Source organism: Frateuria sp. GZRe14, assembly GCF_051900395.1.
In the GTDB taxonomy this organism is placed as follows: domain Bacteria; phylum Pseudomonadota; class Gammaproteobacteria; order Xanthomonadales; family Rhodanobacteraceae; genus Frateuria_A; species Frateuria_A edaphi.
Genome location: NZ_JBHZGJ010000002.1, coordinates 106,451 through 123,482, shown reverse-complemented (window position 1 = coordinate 123,482; position 17,032 = coordinate 106,451). Strand labels below are relative to the sequence as shown.

Here is a 17,032-nt window from a genome sequence, read left to right as displayed (position 1 = left end):
ATGGCTGGCTCGCCGCCGCGCGTGGTGCTGGACACCAACGTCTGCCTGGACCTGTTCGTGTTCGCCGATCCGCGTTGCGCGGGCCTGGCCGCGGCGCTGCAAGGCGGTGCCATCGAAGCGGTGACCGTGGCGGCCTGCGAAGACGAATGGCGGATGGTGCTGGGCTATCCGCAGTTGGCGCTGGAGGAGGCCGTACGGGCTCATGCGATCGCCGCCTTCGACGCGCTGGTGCGGCGGCTGCCCGAAGCCCGGATGGCCACGGTGCGGTTGCCGCGTTGCGCCGACCCGGACGACCAGAAATTCCTCGAGCTGGCGGCATGCGCCGGCGCGCGCTGGCTGCTCAGCCGTGATCGTGCGCTGCTGGCATGGAACCGCCGCTGCCTGCGCGAGCATGGCTTTGCCATCGTGACGCCGCAGGCGTGGCGGGCGTCGTATCCGGAGGCCCCAGCGTCCGCCGTATAGCGCGCGGACGCGCCTGTTCAGGGGCTGTCCGCGAAACCCGTGTAGTTTTCGGGGAACACCGGCGTGCCGTCTTCTTCCAGTGCCAGCATGGCGGCCAGCGCATCGGCCGCCGCCTGCTCGGCCTTGGCCTGTTCACGGAAACTGCGGTTTTCGCAGATGGCGTAGTACACCGGAAAGCCGTGCTTGTCCGTGGGCGACACGGCCAGCCAGGCGGTGTAGCGCGAGCCTTCGGCGCTGGCGCCGGAGCGGACTAAATAGCGGTCGAAGTGGCGTTCTGCCATGGCGGTCACTGGAAGCGGAGCGGCAGTATATCCCGCGGCCCGCCAGCCTTCGGCGCGCATCGAGCGAGGAGAGGAGCATGCTGACATCCCAGACCGTCCAGTGCCCGTACTGCGGCGAGCCGATCGAACTCGTGCTCGACGCCTCGGCCGGCGACCAGCACTACATCGAGGACTGCCAAGTGTGCTGCCGGCCAATCAGCGTGCACGTCAGCGCGGACGACGAGGGCGAACCCCGCGCGACGGTATCGGGCGAGAACGAGGCCTGATCCGGTCACCGCAGGCACGCGGTCGAACCTTCAACCCTCAGGCAAGAGGAGCCCGGCCAGCGCGGCGCGGGTGTCCTCGTCGCTGGCGGGCGTCACCGGCCGCGTCAGCTCCCACAGCATGTGGGCGCGAAAGCCCAGCGCCAGCGCATCCTGCACCGTCCACAGCACGCACACGTCGCGCGCCAGTCCGCACACGTGCACCTCGGTCACGCCGCGCTCGCGCAGCCAGCCGGCCAGTCCCGTCGGCGGGCGCGCGCCGCCGGGGCCATGGTTCTCGCGGAAGGCGCTGTAGGAGTCGACCCCGGCGTCGGTGCCCTTGCGCACGACGAGATCCAGTGGCGTCCAGTCGATCGCCGGGTGCAGCGCGGCGCCGGCCGTGCCCGCCACACAGTGCGTCGGCCACAGCGTCTGCGGCTGGCCGTGCAACGTGATCTGCGCGAACGGCGCCCGACCCGGATGGTTGGCGGCAAAGGAAACATGCTCGCGCGGGTGCCAATCCTGCGTGGCGACGACATGGCGGTAGCGGCGGGCGCGAAGCAGGGCATCGACGCCCGGCATGATCGCGTCGCCCTCGTGGCAGGCCAGCGGGCCGCCGGGCATGAAGTCCGGCTGGACGTCGACGAGGATCAGTGCAGTGTCGTGCGGGCAAGGCGGTTGCGTCATCGGGGCAGTGTAGTGGGTCGCCCCCATGCGGCGGCGCGAAAGCACCCTGCATAATGCCGCTTCACCAACGGCGGACGGCGATGCACTACGACCAATCCTGGATGGGCTATGGCTGGACCGGCGGCCTGCAGGCGGGCCTGATCGCGGCGGTGGCCGGCGCACTGCTTTTCCTGCTGTTCCGCTGGCGCACGCGCCAGGCCTGGAGCCATGGCGCGCAGATGGCATGGGCCTATGTGCTCGGCGTCGCGCTCGCCGCAAGCGGCGACCTGGCCGACCTCTTCTATTTCAACTACGCGCGCCTGCAGTCCGTGCAGCTGCTGCGCGTGAAGCTGGCCGAGGTGCACGATCCGGATGGCCTGGGCACGCGCGTGCTGTGCGAACTGGCCGGCGTGGCGATCGGCGTCGGGCTCGCCTGGATGGCCAGCGAATGGGTGACGCGACGCAAGTGACGTAGGGTGGACGTGAGCCCACCGCCTGTCGCGACGGGACAGGGTGGGCTGAAGCCCGCCCGATGCCTTCAACCAGGCTGCGAAGCGAGCCGCCGACGTGCCGGCGCAGCGTCCGGCTCCAGCATCTGCGAGGCCAGCATCCGCGCCTGCAGCCGGATTTCAGGCATCGCGATCGATTCCCAGCGTGCACTGCGCAACAGGCTGCCGATGCCGAACAGGCGCGGCCACGGTGTCCCTTCGCGGCACAGGCGACCATCCGGCGTCGCCTGGCAACCGAGGCCCAGCGGATCGGGAGTGACGTGGCCGTTGGTGACCATCTGCCGGATCAGCGGGTGGACCGTGTTGCGCAGGTCGGTGTCCAGGCCCACGGTCTGGATCGCGATGTCTGCGAGTACCGGCGTGCGCGCACCGGCGTGCCATGCATGCAGTTCCACGCGCCCCTCGAACGCCTCGGCGCCGGTAACGCGACCGCTCACCCGTCGCAGCCGCCCTTCGCGTTCGAGCGCCAGTACCTGCCGCTCGACCTGCGGCGGCATGCGGTGGCGCGCGCGTTCCCAGGCCCAGCGGGCATGGCGGAGGAACCGTGCGCGTTCCGGCATCGGCAGCGCGTCCCACAATCCGGGCGTGGAGGGACGCAGGCCGTCGATCACCACGCGCCAGTCGTCGCTGGCGGCGATCGCCTCGCGCAACAGGCGAAGCCAGCGACGGACCTCGGGCGCCTCGTGCATGGCATCGAGCAGCGCGCCGCCATCGTCGTCCGGCACCGTCGATACGGGCAGGTGCGCGGCGGGCAGGCGTCCGTGGCGGGAGATGGCGGTGAAGTGCGCATGGGGCCAGCGATCGGCCAGTTCCAGCAGTACGTCCACGGCGGTCAGCCCGAGACCGACCAGTGCGACTTCGCGTGGCGCCGGATCGGACCCGGCCTGTGCCAGCAACGCCCAGGGATCGATGACGTAGCGGCCCTCGGCCACCAGTGCGGCGTCGACGCCCTCGAGCGGTCGCACCGGCAATGCGCCGATGGCCAGCACCGCCGCGTCCGCGCGACTGGCGCGCTCGCCCTGGATCACCGTGACGCCGTCGATCTCGGGCACCAGCGCATCGGCCGCGAACGGCACCACGCGCACATCCACGCCGCGGCTGCGCGACTGCGCAAGCACGTGTGCCACCTCGTCTTCGAGGTAGTCGCCATACAGGCGCCGTGGCAGGAAATCGGTACCGGCCACCTGCGGATCGAGGCGCTGGGCGAAATCCAGGAAGCCGCGCGGCCGGCGCGAGAACATCCCCATCGTGGCCGCACGCACATTGAGCAAGTGGCGCGTCGAGGCCGTCCCGTAGGCGATGCCGCGCCCGGGATGCGTCGCGCCGCCGGTGTACCAGTCCAGGTGCAGCGGCCCACTGGCCCGGTCGACCAGCTCGCTAAGCAGCGCGACGGCCGAAGCACCGCCGCCGATGATGGCGACCCGTCGGAACATGGCGACTCTCCGGTGGCCGGCGGTCAGCCCGGCAGCGAGCCGGCGATGGCCGGCCGCGTGGGAGGCATCCGCTGCCGGGTGGAGGGGGGCGGGGCATAGGCCAGGCCGGCGCCGGGAGCGCCGCCGAACAGGTGAAGGCTCAGCGCGGCCTCGCGACCGGAAAGGTTGCGGCAGCGGTGCAGGCGCGACTGGTCGGCGTCGAACCACAACGCGTCGCCCGGGCCGAGCCAATGGCGCCCGTGTGCCAGCGGATCGCCGCCGTCGTTCTGGCGACGCCAGGCTTCGATTTCCAGCGCCCCGTGCAGGGGAATTTCCAGCCCCCAGCGCGCACCATGATCGTGCAGCGCGGAGACATGGTTTGCCGGCCACGCGATCAGCAGCAACTGGACGTGCTGGGTGCCGGTGCGCAGCGGCCGGATGCGTGGTGCGCCGGTGATGCGGGCACGGGCGGCGAGTTCATCCAGGCCGTCGGCGTGGACGCGGACCGCGCTGCCTAGCTCGCGGGCGAGGGCGGCCAGGTCGGGGTGCTCCCCTCGGCAGTGCGTCAGCGCGATATGACGCAGCGCCTTCAAACTTTGCCTGTGGTTTGCCATGCATGGGACCGTACGAAGAACGGCGCCCAGTGGATCATGGGCGCCGTTAAGCAGTCGTAACATCTGGGTGCGCGAAGCTGGGCGGCTTTTTACAGCTTGCGCAGCTCGAAACTCACCGGCACCCGCGCCCAGGCGCGCACCGCATGGCCGTCCACGCTGGCGGGCTGGAAGCGCCAACCCGCGAGCACCTGCTCACGCGCACTGCGATCGAGCAACCTGTAGCCGCTGCTCTGCTCCACGATCACATCGACTGGCTTGCCCTCTTCGTCCACCAGCACGCGCAGCAGCACGGTGCCGTGCATGTGCTGGTGGATCGCCTGCGGCGGGAAGACCAGTGGCGCGCTGCGGTAGGCGAGGCTGGCCTCGACCGGCTCGCCCGGCACGGTGGCCGGCGTCGCGTTGATCGCCGGTGGCGCGATCGTGGGGATGCGGATCGGTGGCGCCGCCACGGTCCCTTCGTCGCTGATGTGCAGCGTGGTGGCGACGGGCGCAGTGATGTGCACCGGCGCGTGCCGCGTCACCGGCGTCACGGCCGGCAGCGGCGGCGTTTCGACCGGCTTTGGCTTGGGCGGGACGAAGCGCGCGCTCAGCGCCGGCGCGTCCAGGCGGGGCAGGGCCAGCGGCGGTAACGGCCGGGTGGCGGCGATGAACACGGTAAGGTTGATGGCCATCGCCGCGCTCAGCGCGGTGATGCGGACCAGGTCGGGATGGGCGTGGGTGCGGGATGAAGCCAGGACTGCGGACGACATGGGCGATCCTCCTGTGCTTGTGGCGCAGGCACGCTGCCTCGTGTAGAGGGACCGGGGCAGAGGGAATCGTGCCGGCGCGGTTCCAGCCTAGGCCCGCCGATCGCCCGGGCGCAAGCATTCCCGGCGCCGTGGTCTTGCCGCACAATCGCCCGGCGCGGCCGCGGGGGCCGAACGGGAGGCAATCATGACCATGTGGAAACAACTGGGCGCGCTGGCGCTGCTGGTGGGCGGACTGGCGCTGGCGCCGGCTCCGGCGCACGCGGGCGAGATCTCCTGCAAGATGACCTTTTCGCTGTCGGGCTGGTCGGTCTTCTACAAGACCGCCAAGGGCAGCGGCACGATCCGCTGCAGCAACGGCCAGACCATGCACGTGAAGCTGAGCGCCAAGGGCGGCGGGCTCACCTTCGGCAAGACCCATATCGACAACGGCATCGGCAAGTTCACCGGCGTCTACGACATCCACGAGGTGCTCGGCCACTACGCCAACGCCGAGGCGCACGCCGGCGCGGTCAAGTCGGCCGGCGCGCAGGCGCTGACCAAGGGCAACGTGGGCCTGGCGCTGAGCGGCAAGGGCGAGGGCTGGAACCTTGGCGTGGCGTTCGGGGCGTTCATCATCGAGCAGTAGACCCGGCTCGACGAAAGGGACGTCCAGACGTCCGTCGCAAGAAACAGTACGCGTGGGTATGGTAGGGTGGTCGCCTGGCCTTTCCATCCTGGAGCCCTGCCATGCCCGCGCCTTCCGTCGCCAGCACGCCGCGCTACCGTTTCGGCGATGAACTGGCCAGCACGCTGATCCATGGCATCGGCATCCTGCTCAGCATCGGCGGACTGGCGACACTGGTGGCGTTCGCCGCGCTGCGTGGCGACGCAAGGGCGGTGGTTGCCAGCGCGGTGTTCGGCAGCACGCTGATCCTGCTGTACACCGCCTCGACCCTGTACCACGCGATTCCCGGCGAATTGCCGCGGCGGGTACTGCGCACGCTGGATCACATCGCGATCTTCCTGCTGATCGCCGGTACCTATACGCCCTTTACGCTGATCGTGTTGCCGGGGGCGTGGGGCTGGGGATTGTTCGGCACGATCTGGGCCCTGGCGTTGGCCGGCAGTGCGCTGGAGCTGGGGCTGTTGCGGCGGATCCGGACTCGCTGGCTGGCGGTGTCGATCTATGTGGCAATGGGTTGGGTGGCGCTGGTGGCGTTCGAGCCGTTGCGCACGCATCTGGCGCCGGGTGGGCTGATCCTGCTGATCGCGGGCGGGGCGACCTACACGCTGGGTGTGCCGTTCTATCTGTGCAAGCGGGTGCCATTCCACCACGCGGTGTGGCACGGCTTCGTGCTGGCTGGCAGCGTGCTGCATTATCTGGCCGTGCTGCTCTATGTCATTTCTGACTGAGCGCCAGGTTTCAGCTCACTCTCCCCTTCCGGGTGAGGGCCGGGCCTCGCGGGACTGTTCGCGTGAGCGCAGCCTTGCTTGATGTCCTGCGGGGTTCCCCGCGACTTGGCTCGCCTGCGGCGGGCTTTTGATCGCCTGCCGGCGCTCGAGTCACTTTTCTTTGCTGGCCCAAAGAAAGGAGCCAAAAGAAATGGCCTGCCGAGCCCGGTGAGGGATAAGAGCTAGGTGGCGCTTCGCTTTGCTTGGTCAGTCTCACGCTCTTGGAGGAGCTGCCGCCGCTGTACCGCGGGCGCTCGGGACCTGAGGGGAGAGGAGCGCGAGTGGTGTGCGTCGCGGCACACACTGGGCTGCGTGTGCCTTTCGGTCGGGCGGTGCTTCGCACGCTGCTCCCTCTCTCCTCCGGGGAGAGGGTTCGGGCGTGGGAACGGACTCGCCCTAATTCTGCCTCGCCCTAATTCTGCGAGCAGAGCTTTCGGAGCTTGCTTCTGCCGGTGTCCTGATCGCCCACCTCCGCGATGCAAGGGTGGGCGATCAGGCGTGCAGTTACTTCATCTGCTTCTGCTGCGGAACGAACTGGGTCTTCACCGCCTCGGCCAGCTGCGCCGGCGGCAACAGGCCCTGGCCGATCACGAAGTCGTTGAAGGCCTTGCGGTCGAACTTGTCGCCCAGCGCCAGCTCGGTTTCAAGCCGCAGCTGCTGCAGCCGCAGGTAGCCGTAGAAGTAGGCGGTGGCCTGGCCGGGGCTGTTGAAGGTGTAGCGATCCAGTTCCTGGCGTGCCATCGCTTCGGACAGGCCGACGTCGTGGGTCAGTACGTCGTGCGCGCGCTCGCGGGTGATCAGGCCCAGGTTGAGCATCGGATCGAGGTAGGCGCGGGCGGCGCGCATCAGGCGGGCCTGCAGCGCGGCGAACTGCCCGGCCGGCGGCTCATACGAAAGCATTTCCGATTCGGCATAGAGCGCCCAGCCTTCCACGTTGACGCTGTTGAAGGCGAACAGGCTGCGCGCCAGCGAGACGCCGCGCTCGACCATGGCCGCGAACTGCAGTTCGTGGCCGGGGCGGCCTTCGTGCGCGGTCAGGGTCCAGGCGGCGGCCTTGAAGGTGAAGTCGTCGTAGGCCTGGCTGTTGTCCTTGCCGTTGCCGGGGTTGCCCATGGTCAGCACGAAGGTGCCGCGCTCGCCGTGGTTGTTGAGGAACGGCGGAGGGTCCATGTGCGGCGCGGGCGTCTGCGCCGCCTCGGCTTCGGACGCCACGCGCATCTGCATCGCACGCTTGGGCAGCGTGACGATGTTCTTGTCGCGGATGGTGTCCTCGATGTGGCCGAGCACCTGGTGGTACCAGGGCTCGACCTGGTCGCGGGTGAGCTGCTGCTTCTTCAGCGCCTTGAGCACGTCGCGGTAGTCGGTCGCGTCGATGCCTTCGGCCTTGGCCACCACCGGCGCCATCGCCTGCATCATGCCGCGCAGTTCCATGAATTCGAGCTCGGCCTGCTTCATCAGCTGCTCGGGCGGGATGTCGATGCCGACCTGTTTGAGGTTGTAGGCGTACAGCGGTTCGGGCAGGCGGAAGTCGGTGCGCGCGCGCGGCAGCACGGTGCTGCGCACCCAGGCGTCGTAGTCCTTCAACTGCGCATCGAGCGTGTCCAGCGCGGCCTTGCCTTCGGGCGTGTCGAGCTTGTACTTGGCGAACAGCTTGCGGATGCCCTCGACGTAGCGCGGCGTGTTGGCGAGCTTCTGCTCCACTTCGCCCTTGTACGGGCCCAGCAGCGCCTTGTCGCCGAGGCGCGCCGCCATCAACGCCTTCGCTTCCTGGGTGACCGGCGTACAACCGGGTGCCTTGCCGACGTAGCACTCCAGGCGCTGGAGCGCGGACGGGCGGCGCTTGGCGTCGACGTCGTCCTTCAGCAGCACGAATTCGCCGCTGAAGATCAGCGAGCCGATGTCGGTATAGGGCAGTAGGTATTTGTGGTTGAGGTCGATGCCTTCGATCTGCTGCGCGGTCGCCTCGATCATGATCTTGAGGTCCTCGCGCACGTTGGAGTCCTTTTCCGTGGCGAGCATCTTTTCCAGCTTGCCCTTGGCCTCGACCAGTGCGGCGCGCGAGCGCTCGTCGATGCCGGGCTTCAGATCGGCGACCTTGGTGTCGTAGCCGGGCACGCCCACCTGAGTGGCGAATTCGGGGCTGAAGCGTGCGATGGCGTCCAGCAGCACCTTGGCGTCGGCGTTGCTGCGTTCGACCCACGAGGCGGGCGCGGTCTGCGCGTGCAGCGATCCGGCGGTGGCCAGCGTGGCAACCAGGGCGAGGGCGAGGGTCTTGCGCATGGGTGTTCCTCCTTGGATGGCCGGCGCAGCGTACGCGGGCGCGTTTGGACTATGCCTGTGCCGGAGGTCTAGATCAGCATGGCGAGGCCGAAAAGGCCAACCATCAGGAACGAGATCACCAGCTTGACCAGGGTGCCGGCGAGCAGCCCGATCCACGTGCCGGCGCCGACGTGGGCCGAGCGCAGCACGCTGGTGCCGGCGGAGAGTTCACCCAGCAGCGCGCCCACGAAGGGACCCAGGATCAGCCCGGGAATGCCCAGGAACATGCCCACCACGGTGCCGATCGTGGCGCCCCACAGTGCGCGCGGGCTGGCGCCCACGCGCTTGGCGCCCATCGCCCCGGCGACGAAGTCCACCAGTACGCCGAGCGCGCCGAGCGCGCCGATCACCAGCAGCCAGGCCAGGCCCAGGTGCCGGTAGCCATCGACCGCGGCGACCAGCCAGATGCCGCCGAAGATCATCGGGATGCCCGGCAGGATCGGCAGCACCGTGCCGGCGAGGCCGCCGACGATAAGCAACGCGGCGAGCAGGTACAGCGCGATTTCCATCGGCAGGTTCCCCGGGTGATCGCACCCAATGTGCAGGCGTTCGCCCGCGTGGACAAGCGCCGGGTCGCAGGTTGGCCACCGGCTTCGATGCGACTTAGCCCGAGCCCATCCTACGAGGGCCGTGGCGGGGCCAGGCCGGGGGCACCGCCGGCGCGGGCGCCGAAGACCATCTCGGTGGTCCAGCCGAGCAGCATCGAGGAGTAGGCGCGCTGGCAGTCGGGGCTGGAAAGCGCGTGGTCGGCCTCGTCGATGATCCGGTAGGTGACCGAGTGGGAATGGCGGAAGGCGTTGCGGTAGCTCACGATCGCCGGATGCGGCACCAGGTGGTCGTGGCCCGATTCGACGATCAGCACGTCGCCGCGGAAATCGCTGCAGGCGCGCAGCGCGCGGTTGTCGTCCGGTTCCAGCACGCGGCTACGGTAGGCGTGCAGCTCCTTGCGCGGCAGCGAGCGTTTGGGTTCGTCCCAGTCCTGGTCCTCGTAAAGCGCCGGCACGCGCAGCGCGAGCCATTTCACCGGACGCAGCGACGTGAGGATCGACGCGAGATAACCGCCGTAGCTGGCGCCGACCACCAGGATCGAATCCGGGTCGACGTGTGGCTGCAGGCGCAGATGATCGTAAGCGGCCACCACGTCGGCGAGGTTCTGTTCGCGGGTGACGGTCTGGCGCAGGGCCTCGGTGCGCACGTGGCCGCGCATGTCGAAGGTCAGGCAGATGCAGCCCAGTGCGGCGATCTGCTGCGCGCGGCCCAGGTCGCGTTCCTGGCAGCCGCCCCAGCCATGCACGAACAGCACGCCGGGGATGGTCGAGCCGGGGGCAAGCACGGTGCCGGCGATGCGCGCGCCGTCGACGGCGATGTCGGTGTTTTCGCTACGCGTCGTCATCGTCCTCCACCAGCGTGAACTTGAGCAGTGGGCCGACGACCGGATCGGCGCCGTGGAACAGCACGCTGGCACCGGGTGGCGGCGTGGCATCGGTGCCGTAGCGTTCCTCCGAGCGCACGCCGAGCCAGCGGCGGCCGGGTTCGTCGTGGAAGCGCAGCAGCGCGGCGGCCTCCGCGCCGCTGGCGCCGCCGATGCGCCAGGACGATTCGAGCACGCCGGCGTGCGGCTGGCCGCGATGATCCTTGCCCTGCACAACGTCGTAGTTGCGGCGCGAGGCGAACATCCGCGGAAAACATTGCCGCGCGGCCTCGTCGTAAAGCTGCGCCTGGGCGGCTGCCGCGCGCACGGGCGGTGGCAGCGATTCGCGCAGCAGCGCGTCGAAGCCGCCACGGTGCACGCGCAGGCTGGAGCCGCCGTAGGCCACCTCGCCCGCGTTGTCGTGGGTCAGCCACTGCGTGCCGTAGTAGGCGATGGTGTGATGGTCCACGCGCACCTGGCCCACGCTCCAGGTGGTCAGGTCGACAAGGTCGGCCTCCAGCACCATGCCATCGAGGGCCAGCGCCTCCTCATCGAAGTCGGCCACGACCGCATCCAGTTCGCTGATGTCGCTGACCACGCGCTGTCCGCGACCGGCGTTGCCATGCGCGGGCTTGATGCGCACGGGGCCCAGGTGCAACAGCGCGCGTCCCGCGCGGCGCGCGTCGGCCGGCGTGTAGGCGCTGTAGCCCGGCAGGACCACCGAGCGGACGCGCTCGGCAAAGGCGCTCGACCAGCCTTCCGGTACGCGCGTGGGCGCATCGACGAGCGGATGGGTAATGGCCTTGGAGGCGACGACCCGGTCGGGCACCACGCCGCCGAACAGGTCGGCGGCGCTGCGGATGCCGCAGGCTTCGGCCGCATCCAGCGCGGTCAGCACGTCGCCCGGCACGAAATACAGTGGACCGGGATAGCGCTGGCCCGGGACGTACGCGCCGGCGAAGTCATATCCGAGCAGATCGGCCAACTGCTGTGCGATGGCCGCGTGCGCGGCGGCCTCGTGACTGGAATGCGCGGCATCGCGCCCGACGCCCAGGACCACGCTGCCGCGAGCCTGGCCTGCCTGCATGGGGGGCGGGGTGATGGATGCCACCGGAGTCTCCGCACGACGGCGCGGATCGCGCCGAATCGTCAGGAGGCTAGTGGTGCCGGTGTGGATAGCCTGTTGAAGCTGCCGGCGAGTTGGCTCCGTCCGCTCGCCTGCACCTCGCGGTCGGGCGGCACCCGGTGCCCGAAGCGGGGATGGGACGGCCTTGCAGGGCCTACTTTTCGACGAACGCCCGCTCGATCACGTAATCGCCCGGCTCCCGTGTGCGCGGCGACGCCTGGAAGCCGCGCCCGTCCAGCAGCGCGCACAGGTCATCGAGCATCGCCGGGCTGCCGCACAGCATCACGCGGTCGGTGTCCGGGCTGAGCGGCGGCAGGCCCGTCGCCTGGCTCATCACGCCGTCGACGATGGCGTCGGTGATGCGTCCGCGGTTGCGGAACGGCTCGCGGGTGACGGTGGGGTAATAGATCAGCTTCTCGCGCGCCAGCTCGCCCAGGTATTCGTGCTGCGGCAGCTCGCGCTCCAGGTAGTCGGCATAGGCCAGGTCGCTGATGTGGCGCACGCCATGGGCCAGCACGATCTTCTCGTAGCGCTCGTAGGTGGCCGGGTCCCGGATGATGCTCATGAACGGCGCCAGCCCCGTGCCGGTGCCGAGCAGGTACAGGTTCCGGCCGGGCTTGAGGTCATCGAGCACCAGCGTTCCGGTGGACTTGCGGCTGACCACCAGCGGGTCGCCGGGCTTCAAGTGCTGCAGGCGCGAGGTCAGCGGTCCGTTGGGCACCTTGATCGAGAAGAACTCCAGGTGCTCCTCCCAGCTCGCGCTGGCGATGGAGTAGGCGCGCATCAGCGGACGGCCGTCCACTTCCAGGCCGATCATCACGAACTGCCCGCTTTCGAAGCGGAAGCCCGGGTCGCGCGTCGCGCGGAAGCTGAAGAGGCTGTCGTTCCAGTGCCGCACGTCGATCACGTGCTCGGTCGCCAGTGCCACCATGGTGTATTTCGTCTCGGATCGGTCGAAGGTGCGCCGTGGGATGGGGCCGGAAGCGGGCCCGCGCAAGGGCGGGCGCCAGGCGGGCGCAGGTGCATAGGGTACGCGATCCGGCCCGTGCTTGCCCGTGCCGCGGGGTTCTGCGGCATGATGCGCGCCGACCGAACCGCCAGGAACCCAAGCGATGGAAAGCCGTGTACGCGAAGCGCTGACCGACCATCACGTCGGCCAGCGCCACCTCGACCGGATGGTGATGTTGTCCGATGGCGTCTTCGCCATCGCGATCACCCTTTCGGCGATCGAACTGAAGCCGGAAGAAGACCTCGCCGCCACGGTGCTGCAGGCCTGGGGGCGCCCGCTGCTGCTGTATTTCCTGAGCTTCCTGCTGATCGGATCGCTGTGGTTCCTGCACCGGCGCATCGTGGCCCACCTGCGGGACGTGGACGCGGTCGGTACCGTGCTCAACCTGCTGACGCTGAGCCTGGTCGCCCTGGTGCCGGTGGTGGTGCGCTACGCGCTCGCCCAGAGCGCCACCGGCGAGGATCTCCACAAGGGCTTCATCGTCTACGCCTCCGGCGTGGGCCTCACCTACGCCTGTGCCGGGGTGATGTGGGGCTACCTCGCCTTCATCGCGCGGCTGGCGCCCGATGTGGAACGGAATCTCGCGCGCGTCTGGCTGCTGGAGCTGGTCTCCGCGCCGATGCTGATGGCCGCGGCCGTGTTCTACGACATCCAGCAGCAGGTCCCGGCGCTCGTACTCACCGTGCTTGCCCTGGGGGTGCTTGCCGCCAAGCGCCGCTACCGGCGGCTGGCCAAGGCGGCCAGGGGCGCGGGCTGACCGCGGCGAAATCGCAGAGGTGCGCCTGCGTACAATGTGCGCATGAGCATGACCCCCGATCCTGCCGACTTTCGCCTGTGCGTCGCGCCCATGATGGACTGGACGGACCGGCACTGCCGCTACTTCCACCGGCTGCTGTCACCGAACGCGCGGCTGTACACCGAGATGGTGACCAGCGCCGCGCTGGTGCGCGGCGGCCAGCTGCGCCTGCTCGAACACAGCCAGCAGGAGCATCCGGTCGCGCTGCAACTGGGCGGCAGCGATCCGATGGAGCTGGCGCAGGCGGCGCGGCTGGGCGCGCAGGCCGGCTATGACGAGATCAATCTCAACGTGGGCTGCCCGTCCGACCGGGTGCAGTCCGGCCGCTTCGGCGCCTGCCTGATGCGCGAGCCGGGGCTGGTCGGCGACTGCGTGCGGGCGATGCGCGAGACGGTGGACGTGCCGGTGACGGTCAAGTGCCGCATCGGGGTGGACGACCAGGACGATTACGCCGATCTGCAGCACTTCACCGGCACGATGGTCGAGGCGGGCGTGCAGGTACTGGTGGTGCACGCGCGCAAGGCCTGGCTGCAGGGCCTGAGCCCGAAGGAAAACCGCGAGATCCCGCCGCTCGACTACGAGCGCGTGTACCGCCTCAAGCGCGAGTTCCCGCAGCTGGTGGTGGTGATCAATGGCGGCATCACGACGGTGGAGGCGGTGCAGGCGCACCTGGGACAGGTCGATGGCGTGATGCTGGGGCGGGCGGCCTATCACGATCCCTTCGTGCTGGCGCAACTGGAGGCGGCGCTGTATGGCGCGCCCGTTCCCGCGCGCGAGGAAGTCCTTGCGCATCTGCGGCCCTACGTGGAGGCGGAACTCAAGCGCGGCACCGCGCTCAAGCACATCAGCCGGCACCTGTTGGGGCTGTACCAGGGCGAGCCCGGCGCCCGCACGTTCCGGCGCGTGCTGAGCGAGGGTGCGCACCTGCCCGGCGCGGGCTGGAGCCTGCTCGAACAGGCTCTCAGCGGTCGCCGGGAGGCGGCGTGAACCGGCCGGCCATTGTTCAGCCCCGCTTGCCTAGGCTGGTAACCATTTGGACTCGAGCCACCGCCTTGCCTACGATGTTTTCCCGACGCCTCCTTGCCTGCCTGCCGGTCCTGCTGCTGCCGGTGCTCGCGCATGCCGCCCCGCCGCAGGAGAAGACGCCGATGACACTGGAAGAGGCGGTGGCGAAAGTGCAGCAGGACACCGGCGGTAAGATATTGTCGGCTGATCCGCGCAAGTTCGGCCGGCGGACCGAGTACCGCATCAAGGTGCTCACCCCGGAAGGCCACGTGCGGACCATCTCGATTTCGTCCGATGCCCCGCGTGCGGGCGCGGGCAAACACCCGGCCGGCAACGGCGCAGGCAAGAAGGAGAAACACTGATGCGCATCCTTTTGGTCGAGGACGAGGCGCCCTTGCGCGAGACCCTCGCCGCGCGGCTGAAGCGTGACGGCTTCGCGGTCGACGCCGCGCAGGACGGCGAGGAAGGCATCTACCTGGGACGCGAGGTGCCGTTCGACCTGGCGATCATCGACCTGGGACTGCCCAAGATGTCCGGCATGGAGCTGGTCAAGGCGCTGCGCGAAGCCGGCCAGCGCTATCCGATCCTCATCCTCACCGCTCGCGGTTCCTGGCAGGACAAGGTCGAGGGCCTGAAGCATGGCGCCGACGACTACCTGGTCAAACCCTTCCACGTCGAAGAACTGCTGGCGCGCATCAACGCGCTGGTCCGCCGGGCCAGTGGCTGGTCCAAGCCGGTGCTGGCCTGCGGGCCGATCAAGCTGGACACCACCGCGCAGACGGTGATGGTGGAGGGCAAGCCGGTCGACCTCACCAGCTACGAGTACAAGGTGCTCGAATACCTGATGCTGCACGCCGGCGAGCTGGTCTCCAAGGCCGACCTCACCGAGCATATCTACCAACAGGATTTCGATCGCGATTCGAACGTGCTGGAGGTCTTCATCGGGCGCCTGCGCCGCAAGCTCGATCCGGAAAGCGCGCTCAAGCCGATCGAGACCGTGCGCGGCCGCGGCTACCGCTTCGCCATTCCCCGCAGCGACGGCGACGACGACTGAGTCCGGGTCCATGGTCCTGCGGCGGCCCCTGAGCATGCACGCCTCGCGCCGCCCGCAGCCCACGGGCGGTCGCTGATCGATGTTCGCGCCCCGTCCGTTCTCGCTGGCGGCGCGCGCGGCCATTGCGACCGGCCTGGTGCTGGCCGGCTTCCTCGGACTGGTCGGCCTGACGCTCTCGCGGGCCAACCACGAGACCGCGCTCAACAACCTGCACGACCGGCTACAGAACTACGTGATCGCCTACCTGGCCGGTAGCGAGGTGTCGCGTTACGGCAAGGTATTGCTGCCCGACGCGCCGCCGGACCCGAGCTTCTCGCAGCCCGGTTCCGGCCTCTACGCCGTCGTGCTGGGCGACAAGGGTTTTCGCTGGGAATCGTCCTCGGCAATCGGCCGCGACTTCGCCTTTCTGAAAACGCTGGATCCGGGCGAGAACCGCTTTGCCGGTCCGATCGACACGCGCATGGGCCGGCTCTACTACTACGCGCTGGGCGTGGCCTGGGACGTGCCCGACAAGAAGCCGCTCAGGCTGACCTTCATGGTCGCGCAGACCGAAAGCCAGTTCGAGGGCGAGAACGCGGTGTACCGGCGCACCCTGGTCGGCATGCTGTCGATCCTGGGCGTGATGCTGATCGTGCTGCAGTTGCTGCTGCTGCGCTGGAGCCTGACACCGTTGCGCAAGGTCGCCACCGACATGGCACGCGTCGAACGGGGCAAGAGCGATCACCTGGACAGCCAGTACCCGCTGGAACTGATCCCGCTGACCGACCGCATCAACGCCTTCATCGACTCCGAACGCGAGCAGCGCACGCGCACCCGCAACACCCTGGCCGACCTGGCGCACAGCCTGAAGACCCCGTTGGCGGTGATCCGCTCGCGGCTGGAGTCGGTCGGCGAGCAGCCGACCCTGCGCGGCGACGTGCTCGACCAGGTGCGGCGCATGGACGAACTGGTCGCCTACCAGCTCGCCCGTGCCGCGACCTCGGGCCGGCAGACCTTCGCCAGCGCAGTGCCGGTCGCCGGCCACGCCGAGGACCTCGTGCGCAGCCTCGAGAAGGTCTACGCGGCCAAGAACGTGCTGTGCGAGTTCGAGATGGACGAGGGCGCGGCGTTCTACGGCGAGCAGGGCGATCTGCTGGAGTTGATGGGCAACCTGCTGGAGAACGGTTTCAAGTGGGCCGGCCACCGCGTGCTGCTGGTGGTCAAGGCGCAGCCCCAGGCCGGCCGCCAGCGGCCCGGTCTGTGGCTCAGCGTGGAGGACGACGGCCCCGGCATCGCCGAGGACCAGATCGAGAAGGTGCTCCAGCGCGGTGTGCGCGGCGACGAACGCGTGCAAGGGCACGGCATCGGCCTCTCCATCGTGCAGGACATCGTCAAGGCGTACCGCGGCGAGCTGGTGGTCGACCGCTCGCCCGAACTGGGCGGCGCGCGCTTCAGCGTGAATCTGCCGGCGAGCTAGCGCGGCCTAGAGCCCTCTCCCCGGGAGAAGGGCGCCGATCCAGCTACTGGATCGAACCGGGCAACAGCGACTGCCAGCCCAGGCTGCTGTGATGGCTGGCGCGCGGGCGCGCCGTTGTGGAACCGCCGCCGCCACCGCCATCACTGTCGCTGTCGTCGGCATTGTCGCCGCCCGGGCCGGGCAGGATGCAATCGTGGTTGGCGCTGGAGGCATCGCTGCCCGAACCGCCGCCGTCATGGCTGCCGCCGTCGATGGTGGCGTGCGGGGCGGTGGGGTCCTGGGTGGACACGCCCATGGCCGACACGGTGCCCACGCTGGCAAGCGCGAGCAGGCATCCGAACAGGCAGCGTTTCAGTTCCATGGCGACCAACCCCTTGATCCACCGGCCAAGGCTCCGGATCGTCGCAGAAACGTACGGGGCTTGCCAGTGCCCGGCGCGGACGGTTGCGCAGGGCGTGACGGGGCACCGGAAAGGCTAGAATCTCCCGAT

Annotated in this window: 21 protein-coding genes; 10 read left to right on the top strand and 11 right to left on the bottom strand. The window is 69.2% G+C overall.

Annotated features, from left to right (window positions below; translation table 11 throughout):
• Entirely contained in the window at positions 1-462 is a 462-nt protein-coding gene (locus tag ACFWZ1_RS14770; protein ID WP_439666998.1) for a PIN domain-containing protein, read from the top strand.
• 17 nt (positions 463-479) lie between these two features.
• Here the strand turns inward: ACFWZ1_RS14770 and ACFWZ1_RS14765 are convergent, their stop codons facing one another.
• Complete coding sequence (locus ACFWZ1_RS14765) at positions 480-743, bottom strand: hypothetical protein (RefSeq protein ID WP_231321619.1); 264 nt, start codon at positions 741-743, stop codon at positions 480-482.
• Positions 744-820: 77 nt separating this feature from the next.
• Between ACFWZ1_RS14765 and ACFWZ1_RS14760 the strand changes: the two genes are divergently transcribed.
• Positions 821-1,009 (top strand): CPXCG motif-containing cysteine-rich protein, encoded by a 189-nt coding sequence (locus ACFWZ1_RS14760; RefSeq protein ID WP_439666997.1) that lies wholly within the window; start codon positions 821-823, stop codon positions 1,007-1,009.
• Between the two features lie 30 nt (positions 1,010-1,039).
• Here ACFWZ1_RS14760 and pncA read toward each other — a convergent pair whose 3' ends face one another.
• Positions 1,040-1,672, bottom strand: a complete 633-nt coding sequence (pncA, locus tag ACFWZ1_RS14755) for a bifunctional nicotinamidase/pyrazinamidase (protein ID WP_439666996.1) — start codon at positions 1,670-1,672, stop codon at positions 1,040-1,042.
• Positions 1,673-1,752: 80 nt separating this feature from the next.
• Here pncA and ACFWZ1_RS14750 point away from each other — a divergent pair, with 80 nt between their 5' ends.
• Complete coding sequence (locus ACFWZ1_RS14750) at positions 1,753-2,121, top strand: hypothetical protein (RefSeq protein WP_439666995.1); 369 nt, start codon at positions 1,753-1,755, stop codon at positions 2,119-2,121.
• 68 nt (positions 2,122-2,189) lie between these two features.
• On the opposite strand, the gene ACFWZ1_RS14745 is transcribed toward ACFWZ1_RS14750, so the two are convergent.
• The 3 genes from ACFWZ1_RS14745 to ACFWZ1_RS14735 form a co-directional block, all read right to left on the bottom strand.
• Complete coding sequence (locus ACFWZ1_RS14745) at positions 2,190-3,593, bottom strand: FAD/NAD(P)-binding protein (RefSeq protein ID WP_439666994.1); 1,404 nt, start codon at positions 3,591-3,593, stop codon at positions 2,190-2,192.
• Between the two features lie 23 nt (positions 3,594-3,616).
• On the bottom strand, positions 3,617-4,186 hold the full coding sequence (locus ACFWZ1_RS14740) for a cysteine dioxygenase (RefSeq protein ID WP_439666993.1): 570 nt from the start codon (positions 4,184-4,186) through the stop codon (positions 3,617-3,619).
• Positions 4,187-4,275: 89 nt separating this feature from the next.
• A complete protein-coding gene (locus ACFWZ1_RS14735) occupies positions 4,276-4,935 on the bottom strand; it encodes an energy transducer TonB (RefSeq protein WP_439666992.1) in 660 nt (219 codons plus the stop codon).
• A gap of 190 nt (positions 4,936-5,125) precedes the next feature.
• On the opposite strand from ACFWZ1_RS14735, the gene ACFWZ1_RS14730 reads away from it, so the two are divergent.
• Positions 5,126-5,560 carry a hypothetical protein gene (locus tag ACFWZ1_RS14730; RefSeq protein WP_231326054.1) on the top strand — a complete coding sequence of 145 codons (435 nt, stop codon included), beginning with the start codon at positions 5,126-5,128 and terminating at the stop codon, positions 5,558-5,560.
• A 101-nt stretch (positions 5,561-5,661) separates the two neighbouring features.
• Complete coding sequence (trhA, locus tag ACFWZ1_RS14725; RefSeq protein WP_439666991.1) at positions 5,662-6,327, top strand: PAQR family membrane homeostasis protein TrhA; 666 nt, start codon at positions 5,662-5,664, stop codon at positions 6,325-6,327.
• Positions 6,328-6,870: 543 nt separating this feature from the next.
• Here trhA and ACFWZ1_RS14720 read toward each other — a convergent pair.
• From ACFWZ1_RS14720 to ACFWZ1_RS14700, 5 genes are all read right to left on the bottom strand, one after another.
• On the bottom strand, positions 6,871-8,646 hold the full coding sequence (locus tag ACFWZ1_RS14720; RefSeq protein WP_439666990.1) for a DUF885 domain-containing protein: 1,776 nt from the start codon (positions 8,644-8,646) through the stop codon (positions 6,871-6,873).
• A 68-nt stretch (positions 8,647-8,714) separates the two neighbouring features.
• The gene (locus ACFWZ1_RS14715; protein WP_231321604.1) at positions 8,715-9,194 is read right to left on the bottom strand and encodes a DUF456 domain-containing protein; all 480 of its coding nucleotides are present in this window, start codon (positions 9,192-9,194) and stop codon (positions 8,715-8,717) included.
• Between the two features lie 110 nt (positions 9,195-9,304).
• Complete coding sequence (locus ACFWZ1_RS14710) at positions 9,305-10,078, bottom strand: alpha/beta hydrolase family protein (RefSeq protein ID WP_439666989.1); 774 nt, start codon at positions 10,076-10,078, stop codon at positions 9,305-9,307.
• On the bottom strand, positions 10,065-11,207 hold the full coding sequence (locus tag ACFWZ1_RS14705) for a DUF3182 family protein (protein WP_439666988.1): 1,143 nt from the start codon (positions 11,205-11,207) through the stop codon (positions 10,065-10,067). Before ACFWZ1_RS14705 ends, ACFWZ1_RS14710 begins: the two co-directional genes overlap by 14 nt.
• A 169-nt stretch (positions 11,208-11,376) precedes the next feature.
• A complete protein-coding gene (locus tag ACFWZ1_RS14700) occupies positions 11,377-12,153 on the bottom strand; it encodes a ferredoxin--NADP reductase (protein ID WP_231321595.1) in 777 nt (258 codons plus the stop codon).
• Between the two features lie 181 nt (positions 12,154-12,334).
• Between ACFWZ1_RS14700 and ACFWZ1_RS14695 the strand changes: the two genes are divergently transcribed.
• From ACFWZ1_RS14695 to ACFWZ1_RS14675, 5 genes are all read left to right on the top strand, one after another.
• Positions 12,335-12,988, top strand: coding sequence for a TMEM175 family protein (locus tag ACFWZ1_RS14695; RefSeq protein WP_231321594.1), 654 nt, complete (start codon positions 12,335-12,337; stop codon positions 12,986-12,988).
• A gap of 48 nt (positions 12,989-13,036) precedes the next feature.
• The gene (dusA, locus tag ACFWZ1_RS14690) at positions 13,037-14,014 is read left to right on the top strand and encodes a tRNA dihydrouridine(20/20a) synthase DusA (RefSeq protein WP_231326052.1); all 978 of its coding nucleotides are present in this window, start codon (positions 13,037-13,039) and stop codon (positions 14,012-14,014) included.
• Complete coding sequence (locus tag ACFWZ1_RS14685) at positions 14,011-14,394, top strand: PepSY domain-containing protein (protein WP_439666987.1); 384 nt, start codon at positions 14,011-14,013, stop codon at positions 14,392-14,394. The genes dusA and ACFWZ1_RS14685 overlap by 4 nt, the downstream gene beginning before the upstream one ends.
• On the top strand, positions 14,394-15,086 hold the full coding sequence (locus ACFWZ1_RS14680) for a response regulator transcription factor (RefSeq protein ID WP_231321592.1): 693 nt from the start codon (positions 14,394-14,396) through the stop codon (positions 15,084-15,086). The genes ACFWZ1_RS14685 and ACFWZ1_RS14680 overlap by 1 nt, the downstream gene beginning before the upstream one ends.
• A 79-nt stretch (positions 15,087-15,165) precedes the next feature.
• Positions 15,166-16,542, top strand: a complete 1,377-nt coding sequence (locus tag ACFWZ1_RS14675) for an ATP-binding protein (protein ID WP_231321591.1) — start codon at positions 15,166-15,168, stop codon at positions 16,540-16,542.
• Positions 16,543-16,585: 43 nt separating this feature from the next.
• On the opposite strand, the gene ACFWZ1_RS14670 is transcribed toward ACFWZ1_RS14675, so the two are convergent.
• Positions 16,586-16,903 (bottom strand): hypothetical protein, encoded by a 318-nt coding sequence (locus ACFWZ1_RS14670; RefSeq protein WP_231321590.1) that lies wholly within the window; start codon positions 16,901-16,903, stop codon positions 16,586-16,588.
• Positions 16,904-17,032: the final 129 nt, after the last annotated feature.

Excerpts from the sequence above, each read along its gene's own strand:
- ACFWZ1_RS14770 (WP_439666998.1), top strand. The coding sequence starts at position 1 with ATGGCTGGCTCGCCGCCGCGCGTGGTGCTGGACACCAACGTCTGCCTG.
- ACFWZ1_RS14765 (WP_231321619.1), bottom strand. The coding sequence starts at position 743 with ATGGCAGAACGCCACTTCGACCGCTATTTAGTCCGCTCCGGCGCCAGC.
- ACFWZ1_RS14760 (WP_439666997.1), top strand. The coding sequence starts at position 821 with ATGCTGACATCCCAGACCGTCCAGTGCCCGTACTGCGGCGAGCCGATC.
- pncA (WP_439666996.1), bottom strand. The coding sequence starts at position 1,672 with ATGACGCAACCGCCTTGCCCGCACGACACTGCACTGATCCTCGTCGAC.
- ACFWZ1_RS14750 (WP_439666995.1), top strand. The coding sequence starts at position 1,753 with ATGCACTACGACCAATCCTGGATGGGCTATGGCTGGACCGGCGGCCTG.
- ACFWZ1_RS14745 (WP_439666994.1), bottom strand. The coding sequence starts at position 3,593 with ATGTTCCGACGGGTCGCCATCATCGGCGGCGGTGCTTCGGCCGTCGCG.
- ACFWZ1_RS14740 (WP_439666993.1), bottom strand. The coding sequence starts at position 4,186 with ATGGCAAACCACAGGCAAAGTTTGAAGGCGCTGCGTCATATCGCGCTG.
- ACFWZ1_RS14735 (WP_439666992.1), bottom strand. The coding sequence starts at position 4,935 with ATGTCGTCCGCAGTCCTGGCTTCATCCCGCACCCACGCCCATCCCGAC.
- ACFWZ1_RS14730 (WP_231326054.1), top strand. The coding sequence starts at position 5,126 with ATGTGGAAACAACTGGGCGCGCTGGCGCTGCTGGTGGGCGGACTGGCG.
- trhA (WP_439666991.1), top strand. The coding sequence starts at position 5,662 with ATGCCCGCGCCTTCCGTCGCCAGCACGCCGCGCTACCGTTTCGGCGAT.
- ACFWZ1_RS14720 (WP_439666990.1), bottom strand. The coding sequence starts at position 8,646 with ATGCGCAAGACCCTCGCCCTCGCCCTGGTTGCCACGCTGGCCACCGCC.
- ACFWZ1_RS14715 (WP_231321604.1), bottom strand. The coding sequence starts at position 9,194 with ATGGAAATCGCGCTGTACCTGCTCGCCGCGTTGCTTATCGTCGGCGGC.
- ACFWZ1_RS14710 (WP_439666989.1), bottom strand. The coding sequence starts at position 10,078 with ATGACGACGCGTAGCGAAAACACCGACATCGCCGTCGACGGCGCGCGC.
- ACFWZ1_RS14700 (WP_231321595.1), bottom strand. The coding sequence starts at position 12,153 with ATGGTGGCACTGGCGACCGAGCACGTGATCGACGTGCGGCACTGGAAC.
- ACFWZ1_RS14695 (WP_231321594.1), top strand. The coding sequence starts at position 12,335 with ATGGAAAGCCGTGTACGCGAAGCGCTGACCGACCATCACGTCGGCCAG.
- dusA (WP_231326052.1), top strand. The coding sequence starts at position 13,037 with ATGACCCCCGATCCTGCCGACTTTCGCCTGTGCGTCGCGCCCATGATG.
- ACFWZ1_RS14680 (WP_231321592.1), top strand. The coding sequence starts at position 14,394 with ATGCGCATCCTTTTGGTCGAGGACGAGGCGCCCTTGCGCGAGACCCTC.
- ACFWZ1_RS14675 (WP_231321591.1), top strand. The coding sequence starts at position 15,166 with ATGTTCGCGCCCCGTCCGTTCTCGCTGGCGGCGCGCGCGGCCATTGCG.
- ACFWZ1_RS14670 (WP_231321590.1), bottom strand. The coding sequence starts at position 16,903 with ATGGAACTGAAACGCTGCCTGTTCGGATGCCTGCTCGCGCTTGCCAGC.